Here is an 18,015-nt window from a genome sequence, read left to right on the forward strand (position 1 = left end):
AACTTTCCTGTGGCTTTTTTGATGTGCCTAAATGCTGATACGGGACGCCGTAAGACACATCCATTCCTTTAATTTTATCCACTGGCGGTGAACTAACGATGGCAGCATTAAAAAGACTTTTGATAGGTCGACCATTGAAATCGAACGAGTTAGGAGAACAAAAACTTAACAAGAAAAAAGCACTAGCCATTCTATCCTCGGATGCTTTATCATCCGTGGCATATGGTCCTGAACAAATCCTACTTGTTCTCATTACAATAAGTGGAGCAGCTCTTTGGTATTCAATACCTATTGGGATCGGAGTATTGGTTCTACTAACGGCCTTGATACTTTCTTATCGTCAGATCATTTATGCTTATCCGCACGGTGGTGGAGCGTATGTTGTATCTAAGCAAAATCTAGGAGTTCTCCCTGGACTTGTTGCCGGGGGTTCTTTACTCGTGGATTATGTTTTGACTGTAGCGGTCAGCGTCTCAGCAGGAACAGATGCATTGACTTCGGCATTTCCAGCACTCCATGAACATACGGTGAGTATAGCTGTTGCATTTGTCATACTGATCACAATTCTAAATCTCCGTGGAGTAACCGAATCTGCTACGGTGTTAGCATACCCTGTCTATTTATTCGTATTTGCATTATTTATTTTGATTGTGGTGGGTATGTACAATATATTCACGGGGCATGTTTCTCCAGATTTACATGCTCCGATCGGTACGCCAGTTGCTGGAATTAGTTTGTTTTTACTTTTAAAGGCATTCGCCTCAGGAAGTTCGGCACTCACAGGCGTTGAAGCGATTTCCAATGCAATTCCTAACTTTAAAGACCCTGCACCTAAAAATGCAGCAAGAACACTAATGGCCATGGGAATCCTATTAGCTGTATTATTCTCAGGGATTGTATTCCTTGCCTATTATTATGGGATAGCACCCACAGCGCAGGAGACCGTCGTATCTCAAATAGCCAATCAGACTTTTGGACGTAATTTTATGTACTTCTTTATCCAGGGAACTACAGCACTTATTCTTATCCTTGCTGCCAACACAGGCTATTCAGCATTTCCACTTCTTGCAGTTAATCTAGCTAAGGATAAATTTATTCCCAGAATGTTTACCGCACGGGGAGATCGGTTAGGATATTCAAACGGTATTATGATTCTCGGCTTCTTATCCATACTGCTGATTATTGCTTTCCATGGTCAAACCGAGCACCTCATTCCCTTATACGCAGTGGGTGTATTTATACCATTCACACTTTCTCAGACAGGGATGATGTTGAAATGGATTCGCGAGAAACCGGAAGGCTTTATGCCAAAACTATTAATTAATACAATAGGTGCCGTGATCAGTTTAACGGTATTCCTAATGTTCTTCATGACTAAGTTTGCTCAGGTATGGCCATTCTTTATATTCTTACCGGTCATCGTGTATCTGTTCTATCGAATTAAGAAGCATTATGATGCTGTTGGTGAACAACTGCGCATCACAACTTGTGAACCATCGGTTGAAATCAAAGGTAATGTTGTTATTCTACCGGTGTCAGGAATAACTCATGTCGTTGAGCATTCATTAAACTATGCGAAGTCTTTATCAGCTGACCAAGTTATTGCACTCTACATTCCGTTTGAAAGAGAAGAGTTAACTCGATTCGAAGAAAAGTGGAAGAAGTGGAGACCCGATGTTAGGCTTGTGACGATAAATTCTCCATACCGGAGTATTATTCATCCATTAGGTAAATTTATTGATACTGTGCAGCGTAAAGCGGCTGAATCTCAATATCAAGTAACAGTCGTTATTCCTCAATTCATTCCTAAAAAAGGCTGGCAAAATCTACTTCATAACCAAACCAGTCTTATGATTCGTGCATACTTGCTATATCGGAAGGATGTCATTGTTACGACGGTTCCATATCACTTAAAAAAATAGATGATATATGTTTCAGCTCTGACCTAAATAGGGGTCAGAGCTATTTCATATTTATTGTGCTGTAGGCTGAATACTGGAGATACTTTTGGTTTCGAATGGCAAAGTAAGAGTGAATTTATAAATATTATTTAATAATTTGAATGTCAGGGTTCCTCCGTGCAACTCAAGTATATTTCTAGCAATAGAAAGCCCTAATCCAGCTCCTGTTTGAATGCCATCGCTATTTCGTGAATGATCAACTTTATAGAAACGCTCAAAGAGTTTATCTTCTTGTTCTTTCGTGAGTGAATTTCCTTTGTTTTCAATCTCTATTGTCACCTGTTTATTATCTGTCATCATTAAAATACGAACAGTTCCTGGCTTTACAGAGTACTTTAGGGCGTTCATAAGTAAATTATCAATTGCTCTGGCGATTTTATCACTGTCAATGAGGATAATAATAGGATAATCTTCGATCTCCTTCACAATATTAATGCCATTCTCTTGAGCGAGAGGTTCAAATTCAAAAAGTAATTGGTCTAGAAGTTGAACGACATCTACCTGCTTTAGATCCAAGTGGGACTCGATCGAAGTAAGTCTGGTATATTCAAACAAATCATCAAGCATTTTTTTTATATGCATCGTTTTGTTAAAAGTATTTTGAACAAAACGCGTATATTCATCTGTATTCTGGAATGAATTTGTTCTCAAGAGCTCTATATAACCAATTATACTTGTGAGTGGGGTACGTAAGTCGTGAGAGATGCTTGTTATCATCTCCATCTTGGAGATTTCGAGTTCACGTTCCTTTTTGATCTGCTGTTGTAATCGTTCTGCCATCAAATTGATGTTAGACGCGACCTGACCGAGTTCATCTTGTCGATGAACAGATACCCGATAGTTCAGATCACCCCCCGATATAATTTGGAGACCGCGTTGCAGATTGATTAAATCTTTAACTATAGGGCGTGTTAAAACTAAGAAAGTAAATACAAACAAAACAATGTACAAGGGAGTAATAAGATAAGGAAAGTAGCTTAGAAACCAATTCCACTCCATTTCATTACCAACCCTTAAGACTAGTAAAATAAGTACATTATTTATCGCAATAGCAATAATAAAACTGAATACCATTCTGATTAAAATATTGACCTGGATTTTTTTGGTTTTTTTTAGTTTTTGATTAGTCAATTTTATATCCAACTCCCCAAACCGTTTTGATATACTGGGGTTCTCTTGGAGATTCCTCTATTTTTTCTCGTAAATTACGGACATGAACCATCACTGTATTATCTGAATATCCGTAGGGTTCTTTCCACACCTTCTCGTAAATTTGTTCCGTGCTGAATACTTGCCCTGAATGGCTTGCAAGAAGTACTAGAATATCAAATTCCAACGGGGTTAATGAAATATCCTTACCGTTCAACTTTACGGAATGTTTAGTTTTATCAATAACAAGATTTTTGATATGGATAAGAGAATTATATTTTTTTGTACCTAATAATGATTGTCGTCGCATTTGAGCTCTTACTCGAGCAAGCAATTCTAACGGATTAAATGGTTTTATCATGTAATCATCAGCTCCGGTAGTTAGACCTGTGATTTTATCAATATCTTCTTGCTTGGCTGAAAGCATGATAATCGGGGTGTTTGAAACTTCCCTGATTTTAAGGCAAGCCTTAATACCATCCATTCGGGGCATCATAACATCCAGAATGATCAGCTGGACAGAGGTTGATTGTACTATCGTTAGCGCTTCTAGACCATCTGCTGCTTCAATGACATGGTAGCCTTCATTCCGCAAATATACGTGAATGACATCACGAATCTCTGCATCGTCATCTACCACAAGCACAGTGTACATGATATATTGCTCCTTTTTTTAGCTATAAGCGAAAATGTATTAAGTTCAGGTGTCATAGTTAATTTAAAGCGTCTCCCTTTTGCGACAGGTATATACAAAAGCAGGAGGGAAATTGAAGGGTACGAACTCGATCTTTTCAATGATTAATTTTTCCGAAAACTGTTTTTTCATTTGAAGGGAGTATTGAAAGGCGATAAAAATCCCACCTGGTTTTAGTGCCTCTATAATCTGATTTAGTAAAGTTTCTCGCATTTCACTGGCGAAATTAAAGAAAGGTAATCCGCTAATAATACAGTCAAGCTGATCTAAGTTATTAAGATTCATTTTTTTTACTAAGTGACAAGCATTTGAATAACAGACGAAATCCGGGTAACTTGTCTTTAAATCAGTTCTCATTTTCTTATCCATTTCGAACAATAACACTGTTGTTGAATCAGTTAACTCTGTCTTTATGAAACGTGTGATAGCACCTGTACCTGACCCGAGCTCTGCGACCGCTTTTACCTCATTCCAAGGTACGGACTGAACCATTTTAGCTGCTAGAAATCGAGAACTGGGTATAACACTCCCCACTCGTTGTGGATTTTCGAGAAATTTCCCTAAAAAAAGTAAAGATTCACTGATATTCAACTGTTTTTCCCCCATTATCTATTCCTCCATTTTTTTGAATTCACGATTATTGATCCAAGATACATTGCCAGATATCTTTGTTTTTTCGATATGAAAATAGTAACGAAAAAATCTGAGGAATTAGCGAGGATAAATCTAAAGAAATTCTGAAGATACTTAAAAATGCACGAAAAAAACAGCGTTAGGCTTTTTTTAAAGCCAACGCTGTTTTTTTTGAACAATCAAAAGATTAAACCCATTATTCGTTATCCATATCCAATAAAATGTTAATCATACTTGATCGGAATTCACCACTGTACGTACATTCATCGATTTCTGTAAGGTAAGTAAACAGAAAGTAACCGGTCACATCTTCAATCTCTTCATCAATGGCCTCTGATGCCTTAGTTAGATAACAGAATTGAATGGTTTCTTCCGGATTTAGGATACCTAATGGGTATGGACAGCCTTGAAGCGGAATTTCGTGCTCACCCTCTAAAATAACCACACCTTTCTCAAAAACGTCTATGTCTTGATTCCATCCGTCCAAGCTGAACTCAGCTGCGAGTGATCCAGTATTCGTGACCGTAATCGTAAACGATAGTAATTCGCCAAGTCCAACCAAGTAATGATCGGGAATGGCTGTCACCATGAAGTTTGGAGCTAACAATTCAACGGTGACCTTATCGGAAAGTGACATTTGACGAATGAGACGACCATCTGGAATACGGAATGTAAATGTAACAGAAGCTTGATTTTCTGCAACAATGGATGTTGGGGGAGGAGCTTTTATCTTCTCTACAATTGCATCAAAAGTCACCTTCACTTGTTGATCCGGTCTTATTGTCCCTAGAAAAACCCCTTGTGAAAGATTGGCTCCATGTACTGGATTACCATCCATAAGTATACTTCCAGGAACGAGAGATAGGTGTTTCGGAAGAAGGTCTTTTAGGGTAGCATCCACGGCGAAATCGCCATCATTGCTAATGTCGCATTGGTAGCGAAGTATGCAGCCGATCGTAGCTCTTTGCTTATTAACACTTTTTCTGATAATTACGAGGGGCTGGATTACATTAACGAGAAGTTCATTCGACTGAACAGAAAGCTCTTCACTATCAACCGAGTATTGTAAATACCCCTGCAGGGGAAAAGGATTGGTCTCCACCGAATCGCCAATTCGTAGATTGACTTTGATACATATCGAAGCACCAGGTGCAATAGTACCCAGAGGTATACCATCCTCAGGTTGAATTGTTGGATTATGCATATCGTCAATCACGACACTCCCTGGAACGAACGTCACTCCTGATGGCAGTGGAACATAGATCACCGAACTGGCAAGTGCAACATGCCCTTGATTCAATACCAATAGCTGATAGGTAATTATATCTCCGCTGAACGTCTGGTTTGTGCTGACTTCTGCAATCAGTGACACAAAATAGGGGAGTACGGTGATTGATGTCGAATTGGAGTGAATTGTACCAGTAATCATCCTTCCTTCTAGCGAGCGGAACTTATAGTCGGCTCTTCCCATATTGCTGACTTCGAGTGAAGAAGGGATGGATACTAATATCGCCTGAAAAACGACAAAAACCGAAGAGTTCATATACACTTTTCCAAGGTTAACACCATCATTCGGGTTGGCACCCGGAAGCGGAACACCATCTTTTAACAAGCTGTTAGGGATAAAGGACATCTCCTTAGGTAAAGTATCATACAAGATGATATCCGCATCACGGTTGCCATCATTCTGGATCGTGAAGCTATAAGTTATGGTCTGATTGAGTGTAACTATCTTCTCATGCACAAATTTATTGAATTTCAAGATTGGACCGACCCAGGGAGTATCGACCGTATTGGAATAGGCTACGGACTCTGCCCCATTAATACTAAAACGGACCATGGTTTGATTTTTTAGTATAAAATCTGGGGTCAGTCCGGACTTCATAGCGTCGTCACCTGTACCTGGAATGTAACGATTACCGTTACGTTTGGAGCAATTGTACCGATAGTGATGCCCGTATTCGGATTCGCGGTAGGCCGTGAAAGACCGTCAACGGTAACGCTGCCCGCTACAAAGACCGAGCCTGTTGGAACAGGGTCAACTAGCACGACGTTATTGACAGCTTCAATTCCATTATTCGTCACGCTAATACTGTACGTAATGATATCACCAACGACAGCATCAATGGATTGTGTACTTTTGACAACTGAAATATCTGGAGAAGAGACCGGAATTGTTACTACATTCGATAATGCCGTACCTGTACGGATCTCACCGTCCGGATGCTGGAACGTATAATTTACGGTAGCTTGATTCACAAGCTGCTGTGGATTTGGCAAGGTATCGACTGTTACCTCCATCGATACGGAAACAAAAATAGTGGTTCCTGGATTAATTGTGCCAACACTAAATCCGGTTGAAGGGTCTGCACCCGGCTGTGGAATTCCGTTTACCTGAATACTGTTAGGAACAAATACTGCTCCTGCAGGGACTGGATCTGTAAGTGTTCCTATTGCAGGTAAATTACCTGTATTCGTGAGAGCTACATTATATACGATTGTATCTCCAACCGTTGCATTAGACGTGTTAGCACTTTTTACTGCATTAATGATCGCTTGGAAGACTTCAATGTTATTGGTATTTGAGAAGGTTGTTCCCGAGAAGGCGCCCGACGTAAAACTTACAGAGGATTGATTCGACAGTTGTCCTGTAGCTGGTATTGAAATAACGGTTACGTTAAAAGTAACTGTCACAACAGCGCCTGGAGCAATCGTGCCGAGCGATATACCAGTGGCTGGATTCGCGGTCGGTACGGAGGTTCCATTCACTGTAACGCTACCAGACACAAATTGGGTAGCAGGTGGGATCTTATCAGAAAACACCACATTCGTCACATTTTCGATTCCATTATTTGTGATCGTAACGGTATAAGGAATAACTGTTCCGAATGAAGCGTCTGTAAGCGTAGAAGTTTTGACAACGGACAGGTTAGGAGCGGATACCGGTATTGAAACAATATTGGAAGTGATGGAGCCATTGATAACCCGCTGATCCGGTAGGGTATAGGTATAGGTCGCAGAAGCCTGATTGATCAACTGTGCAGATGCTGGTACAGCATCTGCAGTAACAGAGAACATGACGACCGCCTCCGTTGCAACCACACCGAGTGGAATACCTGTAGAAGGGTCCGCCCCAGGGAGCGGTTGGCCATTCAAAAGAACACTGTTAGGCTGAAAAGTTGTTCCATCAGGTATCGTGTCGGTCAATGTGACGGATGCTCCGAAATTACCAGTATTGTTGATTGCAATAGTGTAAGAAACCGTATCCCCCACGGTCGCGTTAATTGTATTTGCACTTTTCACAGCGGTCAATTTGGGCTGATAGATCGGTGTTGAAACCGTATTTGAGAAAGTAACCCCCGAGAAAGTTCCGGATGAGAAGGTTACCGTAGATTGGTTATTTAAAGCTGATGTAGCGGGAAGCGAAGTAACTGTTACTTGAAAGATCACCGATACGGTGTCACCAGGAGCAATGGTTCCTATGATGACGCCAGTTGCTGGATTGGCGGCAGGGCGGGCTGCTCCGTCAACAGTTAGGGATCCTGTTACAAATGTAGAACCTGTGGGAATGGGATCGGTGAACTGAACGTTACTCACACTGGCAATTCCAGTGTTGGAGATCTGTGAAGTGTAAGTCACGGTATCTCCAACGGTTAGTGCCGTTGATGGTGTGCTTTTGACGACGTTAACATTCGGTGCTGAGACTGGAATGGATACCGTATTAGATAATGCTGTTCTTGTTATGATACGTCCGTCAGGCAAAGTAAAGACAGCAGATGCAGTCCCTTGATTCACGAGCTGCTGCGGAGAAGGTAATGTGTTGATCACAACCGAGAAAATGACCGTCGTCGTCTGACCAGGTCCAACAACTCCAGCATTAATACCGGTGATTGGATCGGCACCAGCTTGCAGAGAACCGTTCACCAGCACACTGTTTGGAACAAATGCCGTTCCAGCAGGAATATTGTCAGTCAACTTTACTTGTGCTCCAAAGTTGCCTGAATTGTTAATCTGAAAAGTATAGCTTACCGTATCACCTACACTTGCATTGGAGGTATTGGCACTTTTGGCCACGGTTGGCACCGAATTATATACTGGCGTTGTGACCGTATTGGAATTGGTTAAGCCCGAGAACGCACCTGATGTAAAGGTTACAGTCGCTTGGTTGTTTAGCTGGCCCGATGGGGGTACCGAGTTAACTGTTATGCTGAAAACAACCGTGGTGGTTGCTCCTGGATTGATCGACCCCAAAGATATTCCGCTCAAAGGGTTTGCCGACGGAGCGGCGGTTCCGTTGATTGTTACACTTCCGTTAACGAAAGCTGAACCGCTCGGAATAATATCTGTGAATTGCACGTTATTTACAGTTTCGATACCAGAATTGGTTACCGCTGTCGAATAGATGATTGTGTCACCTACGGTTGCTGCAGTTGACACAGTTGATTTAGTAACACTAACGTTTGGTGCGGACACTGGGACTGTTACTAAATTTGACACAGCAGAGCCGGTTAGTAGCCGTCCATCAGGTGGTGTGAACGTGAAATTTGCACTGGCTTGATTCGACAAAAACTGTGGGTTCGGAAGGGTAGTAACGACCACTCCAAAGGTAACGACGACGCTAGTATCAGCATTGACAGTACCTAAACTGATCCCAGAGACGGGGGATGATCCCGGTACGGGACTGCCATTTACAATAACGCTGTTAGGTGTAAATGTTGTTCCGGCAGGAATTGGATCCGTCAACGTAACGGCAGCACCAAGGTTACCGGTATTGTTAATCGTAATTGTATAGGTGATAGAGTCACCTAAGGTTGCATTGGATGTACTTGCACTTTTAACAAGTGAAATCTGTGGTTGTATAACGGGCGTTGTTGTGACATTGGATGATGTGGTTCCTGAGAAAGTTCCCGAAGTAAAACTAACGGTTGATTGATTGTCAATCTGTTTAGGAATCGGCATAGTTATCCTCACCTCAAAAGTTATGGTAGCCACAGCCCCAGGGGCCAAGGTACCGATTGAAATTCCCTCGGACGGAACTGCTGACGGACGTGATGTACCGTTAACAGTTACGCTTTGAGGAATAAATGATGTATTAGCAGGGATGTTGTCAAGTAAACTGACGTTATTCACATTGGATATGCCATTATTTGTGACAACACTGGTATAAGTCAGGATGTCACCCACGACAACAGAAGTAGTGGAAGTTGTTTTGACGATACTTACGTTCGGAATCGTTACGGGAATGGTTAGCGAATTGGATGTAGAAACAGCAGAAATCTGCCGTCCACCAGGCAAAGTATAGATGTAAGAGGCGGTTGCTAGATTCGTAAGTTGGCGGGAGGAAGGCAAGGATGTGACTGTGACCACAAAGCTGACTACTGCTGTGGTTCCCGGTTGAATCACACCTATAGGGATTCCTGTTATAGGGCTGACTCCCGGTACAGGTAAATCGTTGATCAATACACTGTTTTCGATAAAAGTGGACCCGATTGGGATATTATCAGTCAACGTCACAGAAGCAGCCGTATTGCCGGAATTGCTTACTTGAAACTGATAGTTAAAAGTATCCCCTACAGTTGCATTCGTTGTACTTGCACCCTTATTGATGCTTACAATGGCTTGATATACAGGGGTAGTAACCGTATTAGATTGAGAACTTCCGGTAAAAGCACCGGATGTAAAGCCAGCGCTTGCCCGATTACTCAGTAGAGCAGGACTCGGTAGAGACGAAATCCTTACCTTAAAATTAATGATGGACGATGATGAAGCGTTAATTGTCCCAACAGAGATCCCATTCACTGGAGTAGCATTTGGCGAAGACGCACCGTTAATCGTCACACTTCCGTTGACGAACGTTGTACCTGCCGGAATCCCATCGGAAACAATGACATTGTTAACGGCTCCAAGGCCATTATTAGAAACCGTCAACGTATAAGTTAATAGATCCGACACCGTGACGACGGATAAATCAGCAACTTTATTAATCGTAACATTCGGGGAGGAAGCCGCGATCGTCAAAGTATTGGAATTTGACGAACCTGATAAGCTCCGCCCGCTCGGAAGCTGATAGTTATAGGTCCCAACTGCTGAGTTGACTATTGTAGGCGGCGAAGGGAGTGAATTCAGGACGACCTGGAAAGCTACGGAGACACTTGCACCCGAAGCCACGGCCCCTACAGTAATTCCTCCGGTAGGTGTTGCCCCCGGAATTGTTACACCATTCACAGTCACGCTATTCGGCACAAATGTTGTACCCGCAGGGATATTGTCGGTTAACGTCACTTGAGCTGATATATTCCCCGTGTTACGGACCAGAAGCGTATATTGGATCGTATCCCCGACGGTTGCGTTAACGGTATTAGCGCTTTTAGCAATCGAGATGACAGGTTGGTACACCGGTGTGGTTATCGTATTGGACAATGAATTGCCCGTAAACGTTCCGGAGCTATAAGAAGCCGTCGATTGGTTGGATAGGCTTGCGGGATTTGGCAGAGAAGTTATCGTAACTTGAAACGCTACACTGATGGTACTACCTGCAGCCAATGTACCGACAGGAATGCCGCTAGATGGATTGGCTGCAGGGACACTAGTACCTCCGATCGTAACACTTCCAGAGACGAATGTTGTACCTGCAGGGATCCCATCGGTCAGGACCGTATTGGTTACAGCTTCCGTTCCATTATTCGTAATGATGGAAGTGTATGTGAGCGTCTCACCAACCGCTATATCAGATAGATTAGCGCTTTTGGCAACCGTAATATTTGGTAGCGTGACCGGAAGGGTTATGGTGTTGGATGCAGCTGATCCTGATATTGTTCGACCAGCAGAAGGCTGGAAAGTATAGGCCGCGGTGGCCTGATCGACCAGTTGCGGTGGAGAGGGCAGGGAGTTTACAAGTACTTGAAACGTGACCGTTGATGAGGCTCCTGCTCCGATACTTCCGATTGATACACCTGCTGGGGGATTAGCCCCCGGGATAGCTGATCCATTCACAGTGAAGCTACCACCAACATAAGTGCTTCCTGCCGGAATATTATCGGAAAGTGAAACGGTAGCAGCAATATTCCCTGAATTGGCAACCAATATCGTGTAAGTTACGGTCGATCCAACCGTTGCATTCACTCGATTAGCACTTTTCGTTAGGATGATATTGGGTGACAAGACTGTTACGGTAACTGAATTAGAGGGAATGACTCCGGTTATCGTAGACCCACCGGCGACACTTTGAAAAGCAAAGGAAGTATTTGCGGTATTTACGAGAACTGAAGAGGGCGGCTTGGAAGTTATGGTAGCTCTGTATGTAGCCGTAATAGATGTGCCAAAATTCAAGGTTCCTAGAGGTGCACCAGCGACAACATCGTAGGTTGGTCTCGGAATGCCACCGATAGTAACACTCCCGCTGACAAGAGTAAGTCCTGTGGGAAGAATATCAGAAAGAACCACACTGTTTGCATTGGCAGTACCGGTATTACTTACAGTAACCGTGTAAGTTACTACATCACCGATGATACCACTTGAGACATTAGCACTTTTTACGACATTTATTTTGGGTGCATTTATGTCTACTTGAATTGCATTGCCATTGACGGCATAGGCGTCTCCTGACGTTGTTAGGATGAGAACCGCTGAAGACTGATTGTTTATTAGTCTTGCGGAGACATCGACGTTCGTGATATCCCATCCTTGCCTGCCGCCAATGATGTTCGTTCCAGGAGTGCCGTTAGTCTGATTTCGGTTGCCGAACGTGCCTGTTGTATCAAGCACACCTGAATTATTATTGATTTGTGAAGCGAAAAAATTGTTGGCAAAGTTGTTGGGACCTGATAGAGCCGCTGCTGTGGCAGAAGTCGGACCAAACAACGCCTGATCACCGGTACGGTTGGCGTCTCCCTCTTGAGCACTGAATAATGCTCTGCCACCCAGCGCACCTGATACTGGGGTAGCAAATCCAGTAAGTGTTGTGGTAACAGGATCAGATGTCGATTGCACCAGCACAGCACCAGCTCTGATCGACATATTACGGAAAGGAAGCGTAGGGTTCTGGTAAATCACTCCGAGCGTCCAGCCTGCATGATTGCCTGTTGGATCATTGTTAATAACTATAGTGCCAACAACATTTCCGGTCGTATAAGTGCCTGCACCGCCTGCCTGAACGAGTGATGTAACATTGGCAGACCGGACATACGCAGTTACACCATTTCCAAAATCAATGGAATTAGCTGTAGCTGAATCGGGGGTTATGCTGTTCGTTCCGACGGGAGTAGTGAATGTAACCGGATTATTAATAAATGCGCTGAGATTAATGCTTCCTGAGATTATATAAGAACCGCCCCAAATCAGTTCGGCATAAAGAATCGTGCTGCCTGTTGGAATGCTCAGAATTGCCGATGAACTGTTGTTCAGATAGTTGCTTGTCGTACCCGGAGGATAAGTGCCATAGACAGAACTCGTATTAATTGTTGAAAAAGCACCAATGCTGTCCGATGTACCCGGTACCCCCGCAGTATCTGAACGACTTAGACCGAGAGTATTGCCTGTGAATGTGACAGCACCCGTCGCATTAAATGTTGCTCTGACGATTAGAGGAATAATTTCACCTCCTTAGGACATTCCGTATATTCGACGAAAAAATATCGTGGACTCGACTAAGCATATGAAATGAATGTTGCATTTAGCCCCAAATATTTGTAAAAGTATGGATGAAAGAGACTGATTTAAGTTAGCGTATACGCTGCATTCATGCGGCTTTACTATTTGGAGATGATGGCATGGTTGACACAATAACAAAGGGTGACATATAATCAAATGCCACCAAAACGGTATTTATCATCTTTTGGAAGGTTTGAAGCACCAAGATACAAGAAACAATGGTTAGAGATACACAGTATTAGCGTTCCTATTTTCATTAGAGTACTACTACATAAGAATACAACTATGGAGAGAACCGACTGTAAATCATAACGCAGCCGGTTTATGTTCGTTCGGAGCATTTTCCTTACTTGAGTTAAAAAATAAAGATTAGTGAAAGGATGTTAATGATGAGTGAATCGAATCAGGAATATATCATCATCTCAGCTGCGAGAGAGAATAATCTAAAGAATGTATCCTTACGGATCCCCAAACGAAAGATCTCGATCTTCACGGGGGTATCTGGATCAGGAAAGTCCTCGATCGTCTTTGATACCATTACTGCAGAATCTACGCGTTTGTTGAATGAAAACTTTAGCATGTTTGTTCGTAATTTTTTGCCTCGCTATCCGCAGCCAGATGCAGACGCGATCGAGAATCTAAGCATGGCTGTAATCGTTGATCAGAAGCGTCTTGGTGGCGGCTCTCATTCCACGATGGGCACGATCACCGATATATCTCCCATTCTCCGTCTTCTATTCTCAAGAATAGGTCAGCCTTATGTTGGAGGAGCGCACATGTTCTCGTTTAACGATCCACAGGGGATGTGTCCTGAGTGTAACGGAATTGGCCGTAGTCTTAACGTTGATATGAGTAAAGCTGTGGATATGTCTAAGTCCCTTAATGAAGGAGCAATCATGCTTCCTGGTTATGCGGTAAACAGCTGGGAATGGAACATGCTTGTACAGTCAGGAAACTATGATCTCGATAAGAAACTGAGTGATTATTCTAAAGATGATATTGAACAGCTTCTTCATGGCAAGGCTAGAAAAGTAAAGATGGATTTTGCTGGAAAAGAAATGAATGTTACCGTCGAGGGTGTTATTGAGAAGTTTACAAACAAGTACATCAAGCAGGATGTAAAGACAAAGTCCGAACGGACGCAACAATCCGTTGCCCCATTCATCTCCGAAGGTCCTTGCACCAGTTGTCATGGTGCTCGACTTAGCCAATCTGCACTTAACTGCAAAATTAATGGACATAACATTGCCGAGTTGTCGGCGATGGAGGTCGGACACCTCATCCGCGTCATTCGGGAGATTGATGATGCTGCTGCGGCACCGATCGTAAAGTCCCTGATAGAGCGGCTTCAACATCTGGTTGATATTGGGCTGGACTATTTGACACTTGACCGTGAAACCGATACTTTATCCGGTGGTGAATCCCAGAGAATCAAGATGGTGAAGCACCTGAGCGGAAGTCTGGTCGATGTTACTTATATTTTTGATGAACCCAGCGTGGGCCTTCATCCTCGAGATGTCCATAGGTTAAATGAATTGCTTCAGAAATTGCGCGATAAAGGTAATACCGTACTTGTGGTAGAGCATGACCCTGATGTGATTAAAGTGGCAGATCATATCATTGATGTCGGTCCACACGCTGGCAGTCGGGGTGGTAACATAGTATACGAAGGAAGCTATACTGGACTTCTGGAATCGGGAACTTTAACGGGGACACATATGAAACGACCACTACTGTTAAAGAATGAATACAGGAAGCCTTCAGGTAAGTTGACTATTAAGGACGCTAACCTGCACAATTTGCAGAACGTGAGCGTAGATATTCCATGCGGCGTACTAACTGTTGTGACCGGAGTGGCTGGTTCGGGTAAGAGCACACTGATTAATGATGTATTTCTCCGTAATCATCCAGACGCTATCGTTATCGATCAATCGGCCATAGGGGTGTCAACACGTTCTAATCCTGCAACCTATACGGGGATTTTGGATGATGTGAGAAAAGCCTTTGCTTCTGCGAACAAGGTTAGTCCAAGCTTATTCAGCTTTAACTCCAAAGGTGCTTGTGAGAACTGTCAAGGCTTAGGCGTTGTTTATATTGATCTTTCATTCTTCGATAGCGTGAAGTTACCATGCGAAGTATGTGGAGGAAAAAGATTTAAGGAAGATGTTCTGTCTTACTTGCTTAATGGAAAATCAATTGCTGATGTACTTGAGATGACGGTAGAGCAAGCTTTGGAATTCTTCCAATTAAAAGAGGTAGTTCGTAAACTACAGGCGCTGAGTGATGTAGGTTTGAATTATATAACACTTGGTCAACCACTGAGTACACTCTCAGGCGGGGAATGCCAGCGTATTAAGTTGGCAAGTGAGCTACATAAGAAGGGGAGTATATATGTGATGGACGAGCCTACTACAGGATTGCATATGTCAGATATCGGTCACCTTATGGAGATTATGAATCGTCTTGTAGATGCGGGTAATACGGTGATTGTCATCGAGCATAATCTCGAAGTGATCAGCCAAGCGGACTGGATTATTGATATGGGACCTGATGGTGGCAGCAAAGGTGGGCACGTGGTATTTGAAGGTACACCTTCACAGATTATTCATGCCGAGCAGTCCATTACGGGCAAGTACTTGAAATAAATTAGGCTTTCTAGAGATCCATGTATTATGTATATTGAAAAGGAAGTGACTATGATGGATTTTGAAATAGTTATGCAGGAACTCGAAACGCTTGGGAAGGAACGCCTGAAAAAGATTTACATGAGTAATGGTGCGCACGAGCCCCTCTTCGGTGTAGCAACAGGCGCAATGAAGCCGCTTGCTAAGAAAATCAAGCGTAATCAACCTTTAGCAGAGCAACTATACGCCACAGGGAACTACGATGCCATGTATTTTGCGGGAATTATAGCAGATCCAATGGCAATGACTGCGGAAGATTTTGAGCGTTGGATAAATGGTGCATATTTTTATATGCTGTCCGATTTTGTGGTTGCAGTAACTTTAGCAGAGGCAGAGATTGCTCAAGATGTAGCTGATCAATGGATCGCAAGTGGTGAAGAGCTTAAAATGTCGGCAGGTTGGAGCTGTTATTGCTGGCTTTTGGGTAGTCGTCCAGACGCTGAATTTAATACAAGTAAGCTTGCAGGTATGCTTGAACAAGTAGAACATACAATCCACAATGCTCCGAATCGAACGAAATCGTCTATGAATAACTTTATCTATACAGTTAGTCTTTCTTACATACCTCTCCACGAAAAGGCGATTGAAACTGCTAAGGCTATAGGTCCAGTGGAAATCAGACGTGACAATAAAAAAAATAGCATCTTACATGCTTCCGAAAACATTCAAAAGGAAATTGATAAAGGAAGAATTGGTTTTAAACGCAAATATGTAAGATGTTAATGTAGGGGTGAAAGGGATGGAAGTGTTTACTGAATTTGTAGAGAAGATCGATAATCAGCAGCACCGAGCTCGAACAGAAGAGATATTGGGCTGGGTTGCTAAGAAATATCCTGAACTACAGCCAAAAATTGCTTGGAACCAGCCTATGTTTACTGATCACGATACATTTATTATTGGCTTTAGCGTAGCTAAACAACATCTGGCTGTTGCCCCCGAAAAAGCAGGGATTAGTCAATTTTCTGACGAAATAATTCAAGCTGGATACGATCATACTAAGGAACTGGTGCGTATCAAGTGGGACAAGCCCGTTAATTTCTCATTACTTGAGAAGATGATCGAGTTTAATATTTTGGATAAGGCAGACTGTTCAACTTTTTGGCGTAAATAGAGGTTTAATAGAAGTATATATTAGATGTAGAAGCCACCTTATGGTGGTTTCTTTTTCCATAGTCATTGCAATTGAGAACAGATCCGAAAACCTGATTTATCTGTTATGGAACGGTTTAGTAAATTAAAAAGGCTATTTACTGAAAGAAAAAGATAAACTTGATCATATCGACACTTCGAATTTGGAATGTCAATAGCAACGTGTGTTATCATAATAAAGCAATGAGTAATTTAAGCAGAGATAATACTAGGAGGGAGTACTCATTAATAACGTCGCTATGAATGAAGCCATGAGCATGTTAAAGAAAACGAGCCGTACTTTTTATATACCAATCAGCTATTTGGATATAGGAATAAAGGAAGCTGTTGCGTCTGCCTATCTTTGTATGCGGGCAATAGACGAAATTGAAGATCATGATGACCTTAATGATGAATTGAAAGTTGAACTATTACGTGGTCTTTCTGAAGTATTCAAGACCCACAATGTCACAGAAGAAGCACGAGTATTTCTAGCGCCTTATAGCTCCATATTACCGGAAGTTTCGATGAGAATCGGTGATTGGGCTCTTCTTTGTCCTGCTTCTGGAACTGAAATTGTATACCGATATATTTCTAAAATGGCGCATCATATGGCTGACTGGGTTCAAAACGGATGGCACATACATACAGAAGGCGATTTGGACCGGTATACCTACAGCGTAGCTGGTATGGTTGGAGAAATGCTATCGGAACTTTGGTTCTGGCATGATGGAACACAGTCTGATTCGACTAAGGCGGTTGCTTTTGGTAGAGGATTACAAGCCGTTAATATTCTTAGGAATAAGAAAGAGGATAATGAACGTGGTGTTGATTTCTATCCGGATGGCTGGGGATTTGATGAGATGAAACAATATACACTTCGTAATTTACAAATTGCTGATTCGTACATTGCAGACTTAAAAGATGGCCCAGCATTAAAATTTTGCAAAATCCCATTGGCACTTGCCCACGCTACAGTTAAGCTCATGTCTGCGGGTGGAAATAAGTTAACAAGAGATACGGTTCTCAAAATTGTGAATCGGGTAACTGGATAATTTAGTTTTTCTACAACAATATCCTTGGATAAAACCTCCTATGAAAGCTAATTTGATTTATT

The 18,015-nt window shown here is 42.4% G+C and carries 11 protein-coding genes; 6 read left to right on the forward strand and 5 right to left on the reverse strand.

Going from position 1 to position 18,015, the window contains the following annotated elements; translation table 11 throughout:
• The first annotated feature begins 98 nt into the window (after positions 1 to 98).
• Positions 99 to 1,922, forward strand: a complete 1,824-nt coding sequence (locus tag ACK8P5_RS11715; RefSeq protein WP_422661101.1) for an APC family permease — start codon at positions 99 to 101, stop codon at positions 1,920 to 1,922.
• Positions 1,923 to 1,973: 51 nt separating this feature from the next.
• Here ACK8P5_RS11715 and ACK8P5_RS11720 read toward each other — a convergent pair whose 3' ends face one another.
• From ACK8P5_RS11720 to ACK8P5_RS11740, 5 genes are all read right to left on the reverse strand, one after another.
• Positions 1,974 to 3,035 (reverse strand): sensor histidine kinase, encoded by a 1,062-nt coding sequence (locus tag ACK8P5_RS11720; protein WP_422661456.1) that lies wholly within the window; start codon positions 3,033 to 3,035, stop codon positions 1,974 to 1,976.
• A gap of 49 nt (positions 3,036 to 3,084) precedes the next feature.
• Entirely contained in the window at positions 3,085 to 3,765 is a 681-nt protein-coding gene (locus ACK8P5_RS11725; protein WP_422661102.1) for a response regulator, read from the reverse strand.
• A gap of 63 nt (positions 3,766 to 3,828) precedes the next feature.
• The gene (locus ACK8P5_RS11730; RefSeq protein ID WP_422661103.1) at positions 3,829 to 4,410 is read right to left on the reverse strand and encodes a class I SAM-dependent methyltransferase; all 582 of its coding nucleotides are present in this window, start codon (positions 4,408 to 4,410) and stop codon (positions 3,829 to 3,831) included.
• A 223-nt stretch (positions 4,411 to 4,633) separates the two neighbouring features.
• Entirely contained in the window at positions 4,634 to 6,322 is a 1,689-nt protein-coding gene (locus tag ACK8P5_RS11735; RefSeq protein WP_422661104.1) for a hypothetical protein, read from the reverse strand.
• A complete protein-coding gene (locus tag ACK8P5_RS11740; RefSeq protein ID WP_422661105.1) occupies positions 6,319 to 12,453 on the reverse strand; it encodes a DUF7507 domain-containing protein in 6,135 nt (2,044 codons plus the stop codon). The genes ACK8P5_RS11735 and ACK8P5_RS11740 overlap by 4 nt, the downstream gene beginning before the upstream one ends.
• 151 nt (positions 12,454 to 12,604) lie before the next feature.
• On the opposite strand from ACK8P5_RS11740, the gene ACK8P5_RS11745 reads away from it, so the two are divergent.
• The 5 genes from ACK8P5_RS11745 to ACK8P5_RS11765 all read left to right on the forward strand — a co-directional run bounded on the left by ACK8P5_RS11745 (position 12,605) and on the right by ACK8P5_RS11765 (position 17,953).
• A complete protein-coding gene (locus ACK8P5_RS11745) occupies positions 12,605 to 12,760 on the forward strand; it encodes a hypothetical protein (RefSeq protein WP_422661106.1) in 156 nt (51 codons plus the stop codon).
• 715 nt (positions 12,761 to 13,475) lie between these two features.
• The gene (locus ACK8P5_RS11750; protein WP_422661107.1) at positions 13,476 to 15,731 is read left to right on the forward strand and encodes an ATP-binding cassette domain-containing protein; all 2,256 of its coding nucleotides are present in this window, start codon (positions 13,476 to 13,478) and stop codon (positions 15,729 to 15,731) included.
• 54 nt (positions 15,732 to 15,785) lie between these two features.
• The gene (locus ACK8P5_RS11755; RefSeq protein ID WP_422661457.1) at positions 15,786 to 16,493 is read left to right on the forward strand and encodes a DNA alkylation repair protein; all 708 of its coding nucleotides are present in this window, start codon (positions 15,786 to 15,788) and stop codon (positions 16,491 to 16,493) included.
• A gap of 16 nt (positions 16,494 to 16,509) precedes the next feature.
• Positions 16,510 to 16,881 (forward strand): iron chaperone, encoded by a 372-nt coding sequence (locus tag ACK8P5_RS11760; protein ID WP_422661108.1) that lies wholly within the window; start codon positions 16,510 to 16,512, stop codon positions 16,879 to 16,881.
• Positions 16,882 to 17,158: 277 nt separating this feature from the next.
• Positions 17,159 to 17,953: a squalene/phytoene synthase family protein gene (locus ACK8P5_RS11765; RefSeq protein ID WP_422661109.1), complete on the forward strand. Its 795-nt coding sequence runs from the start codon at positions 17,159 to 17,161 to the stop codon at positions 17,951 to 17,953.
• Positions 17,954 to 18,015: the final 62 nt, after the last annotated feature.

This window comes from Paenibacillus sp. EC2-1, from assembly GCF_049311625.1.
Taxonomy (GTDB): domain Bacteria; phylum Bacillota; class Bacilli; order Paenibacillales; family Paenibacillaceae; genus Paenibacillus_AQ.